The following is a 3,780-nucleotide window of genomic DNA, read 5'->3' as shown; positions in this document are numbered from 1 at the left end:
GGATGTGCACCCCGCCCGCCTTGAGCACCCCGAGAAGCGACCAGATGAGCTCCGCACCCCGCCCCACACAGACACCGACGGGAGTGCCGGCGCTGACGCCGAGCCCCGTCAGCCGATGCGCCAGGCCGTTGGCGAGGGCGTCCAGCTGCCGGTAGGTGAGGCTCTCGGCGTCGCAGCGCACGGCGACGGCGTCGGGGGTACGCGCGACCTGGGCCTCCACCAGCTGATGCAGCAGCAGGGAATCGTCGAAGAAACGCGCTGTGTCGTTGAACGGGCCGACGGCGGCGCGCCGCTCCTCGGCGGTGATCAGGCCCAGCTCCTGGACGTACTGATCCGGGCGAATCGCGCCGTTGGTCAGCAGCACCGACAACTGCCCGGCAAAGCGGCCGAGTTCGGCCGCGCTGAACGTTCCCGGTGCACACTCCAGCGCGCAGTGGATCCCCTGCGCGCCCCAGGAGCAGCTGAGCCGGAGCTCGTGCGCGCTGCCTGCGGCCACCAGCGGATGGGGGACGACGGCCCGGTAGGAGGCCGAGGAAGCCCCAGCGGCACGCGTCGCCCGGGCGGCCTGCTCGATGAGCTGCCGGAACGTGGTCTCCTCGTCCGTGCGGCAGCGCAGCGGTCCGGACGACGTGTCGACCTGCACCTCCTCGTGGCCGCTCCACCGCAGCAGCAGGGCCCAGAAGCCCGCCAGCGGCACCGCGGCCGGGGCGTGGCCGGCGTGCTCCGCCAGCACTGCAGGCCGCGGGCCGTGGCGGGGGGCAGGGGGACGGCCACCGACACATCGAGCGTGCCGGTGGCCGGCGGCGCCGCGGCGGCGCCTGTGTACGTCATGGGGTTACTGCTCATCGGGGAGTCCTCCAAGCGGTCCGGCCGGTCAACCATGCGCCGTCCCCAGCGGGGTGGTGATTTCCCTCGGCCGACGCGACCACCGGACAGCCGGCCGAGGACGAGGGCGACCTGGGCATCACGGGCCCGTGGCACACACCTGCGCTGTCCCGGTGCTGCCGGGAGCGGGACCGGTGGGGACAGCGGACGTCACGGGCGGGCCTCCTCGCAGGTGAAGGACGTGCTCGGGCCCATGGTCGACGCACGCATATCTTCGGCGTATCGGCGGCCAATCCCCTGGCTATCTCAGCCCGTGGAGGGCCTCGCGACCAACGCGTCGCCCAGCCCGGTGCGCCGGTAGACCACGGCGCGGCCCGTCCGGGTGCCCTCGACCAGACCGGACCTGCGCAGGACGGCCAGATGGCCGCCGACCGCGCCGAGGCTCATGCGCAGGGCGCGGGTGAGCTGCGTGGTGGTGACCGGTCCGTCCAGGGTGGCGAGGATCAGAGCCCTGGACCGGCCGATCAGCGGGACCAGGTGATCCGCGGCCGGACGGCACGGGGCGGCGGCCGGCCACAGGGCGGCGGCGCCACCGGCCGGGTAGACCACGGCGTTGCGCCACGGTTCGTCCAGGCAGACCCACAGGGCGTCGAACAGGTTGGGCAGGTACAGGACGCCGCCCCGGCGCAGGACCCGTTCCTCGTCCGGCATGCCGGAGACCTCGATGACGGCACCGCGGGCATGGGTGCGCCACCGGACCGTGGGGGCCAGGTCGCCGAGCACGCCGTTCCAGCCCTCGGCGATCAGCCGGTCGGCGCGGTGGGCGAGATCACGCTGCAAGATGGCGCGCATCCGGTCCCAGTCCGGGGCCACGAACTCCTCCCAGGCCAGGCCCAGGACACGCGTGAAGCGGCCCACGGGATCGGGCGAGTCGAAGATGCGGGCCACCCCGTCGGGCAGCTCGCGCCCTTCGAGGACCCGCATCACCTCCTGATGGGCCCGCGCCGCCGGCGTCTCCCGGACCGCGGCCAGGTCCTGAATGAACGTCGAAGAGCTGTCCCGGGGAGGCGGTGCGATGAAGTCCGGGTTGTAGCCGCGGACACGCAGGACGGACACCAAGGTCCCCAGGTCCGGCTCGGCATCGCACATCGCCCGCAGACGCCCCCGATTGCGCTCCACCCACGGCCGCGCCGTCCACGAGGAGATCCGGCCGGACAGGACCAGCAGGGCCGCCACGACCTGGGTGATCGGGGATATCGCGAAACGACTGGCCCCGAGGTCTCCGGCCCCCATCTCGATGCGCAGCGTCACGACATGACCTTTCGCCTGTGGACGAAACCCTAGTGGGCGCCGTCCGCGCGTGGCCATCCTGCTGTCTCCCGGCCGGCGGAGAACCGCCGCCGAACCGTCCCCCCGCCCCAGGAGAAACACCATGCTCGTCAGCGACGACACTCGGCCCCCGGGATACCGGGAGGTGTTCCGGGAACGGGACTTCCGCGTGCTGTGGGTGGCCCACGCGCTGCTCAACCTGGGCGAGGTCATGAAGGCCCTCGCCCTGTCCGCGCTCGTCTACAGCCGCAGCGGCTCCCCCCTGCTGTCCGGCATCGCCTACGTGGCGGGACTGCTGCCGCAGGTGTTCGGCAGCGCCGCCCTGCTCTCCCTGGCAGACCGGCTCCCGCCCCGGCTGACCATGGCCGCCTGGGACGCGGCCCGAGCAGCCGGAGCGGCCGTGCTGGCCCTCGACGTGCTGCCGGTGCCCGGAGTCCTGGCCCTGAGCATGCTGTACGGCCTGTTCGACCCCGTGCCCGCCGCCATGAAGACAGCCCTGCTCCCAGAACTCATGGGCGAGCGCCGGTTCGTGCTGGCCCAGTCCCTGATGAACGTCACGGTCGGCGCCGCGCAGATCTGCGGCTTCGCCGTGGGCGGCGCCCTGCTCGCACTGCTCGGGCCGGTCGGCACACTCTGGGTGGTCTGCGGCGGCGCCCTGCTGTCCGCCGCGGTGCTCCGCCTGGGCCTGCGGATCCGCCCGCCGCGAGGGGCGGACGGATCCGCCGTCACCCCGGCACGGGCCCTCTCCACGACCTGGGCGGTCAACCGGGCGCTGTGGGCGGACGTCCGGGTGCGCCGCCTGCTGCTGGCGCTGTGCCTGCCCGCGTGCTGGATCGTCGGCGCGGAAGCGACCATGATCTCGTACGCGGACGAGATCGGCAGCCCCCGGGCCGTCGGCGCGCTGCTCACCGCCGCGGCGCTGGGCATGCTGATCGGCGACACCCTCGTCGGCCGTTTCGCCACCCGACGCCGGCGCAGCCGCTGGGCACTGCCGCTGTCCGTGCTGCTGGGCGCCCCGTACCTGCTCTTCGCCGCCCAGCCGGGCATCGCCGCGGCCGCCGGGCTGGCGGCGCTGGCCAGTATCGGCTTCGGCTACAGCCTGTGCCTCCAGGAATCGTTCGTCGACGTCGTCCCTGTCGAGTCACGCGGTCAGGCTTTCGGGCTGGCGGCCTCCGGCCTGATGTCCTGCCAGGGCATCGCCGCCGGCCTGACCGGCGCCGTCGCCGAGCTGGCCCGGCCGTCGGCGGGCATCGCCGTGGGGGCGGCGGCCTCCCTGCTCTGCACGGCGCTGCTGGTGCGGGTACTCAGGCCGACGCCGTGACAAGGGCGTCCCGGCCGATCCCTGCTGACAGGTGCTCGGCCAGGCGGGCCCCGGCCCGGCCACCGAGGGCAAGGGCGACGGCCTCGCGAACTTTCCGCAGCGGCACTGTGCACCGCCCATAACGGAACGTCAGGCCGGGGATCTGCTCGCCGAAGGTCCGCTTCCCGCAGTCGGCGGCGTCGCAGAAGAACCGGCGGACCCGCAGGTGCAGCACGAGCTCCTGGCCGGAGACCGCTGTGTCGCTGACCTGCCGCTCGTACCCGCTGTGGACACGTCCTGACCAGCTACCGCAGCTCGGACACTCT

Annotated in this window: 4 protein-coding genes; 1 reads left to right on the top strand and 3 read right to left on the bottom strand. The window is 73.4% G+C overall.

What is annotated here, in order from left to right:
- Positions 1-733, bottom strand: a 733-nt coding sequence (locus ACIQOV_RS31975) for an AMP-binding protein (protein WP_401054182.1), incomplete at its 3' end; no start/stop codon positions are given.
- 398 nt (positions 734-1,131) lie between these two features.
- Positions 1,132-2,136: a DUF5937 family protein gene (locus tag ACIQOV_RS31970; RefSeq protein WP_331768619.1), complete on the bottom strand. Its 1,005-nt coding sequence runs from the start codon at positions 2,134-2,136 to the stop codon at positions 1,132-1,134.
- Positions 2,137-2,257: 121 nt separating this feature from the next.
- Between ACIQOV_RS31970 and ACIQOV_RS31965 the strand changes: the two genes are divergently transcribed.
- The gene (locus tag ACIQOV_RS31965) at positions 2,258-3,475 is read left to right on the top strand and encodes an MFS transporter (protein ID WP_331768618.1); all 1,218 of its coding nucleotides are present in this window, start codon (positions 2,258-2,260) and stop codon (positions 3,473-3,475) included.
- Here the strand turns inward: ACIQOV_RS31965 and ACIQOV_RS31960 are convergent.
- Positions 3,459-3,780 (bottom strand): transposase family protein (locus tag ACIQOV_RS31960; RefSeq protein ID WP_401054181.1); only part of this gene is annotated, 322 nt, incomplete at its 5' end. The two genes, ACIQOV_RS31965 and ACIQOV_RS31960, sit on opposite strands and share 17 nt — an antisense overlap.

Source organism: Kitasatospora sp. NPDC091257, from assembly GCF_044757675.1.
Lineage (GTDB): Bacteria > Actinomycetota > Actinomycetes > Streptomycetales > Streptomycetaceae > Kitasatospora > Kitasatospora lactacystinica.
This window is presented reverse-complemented; position numbering and strand designations above follow the sequence as displayed.

Bases quoted from the DNA above. Each gene is read 5' to 3' on its own strand.
- ACIQOV_RS31965 (WP_331768618.1), top strand. From the start codon at position 2,258: ATGCTCGTCAGCGACGACACTCGGCCCCCGGGATACCGGGAGGTGTTC.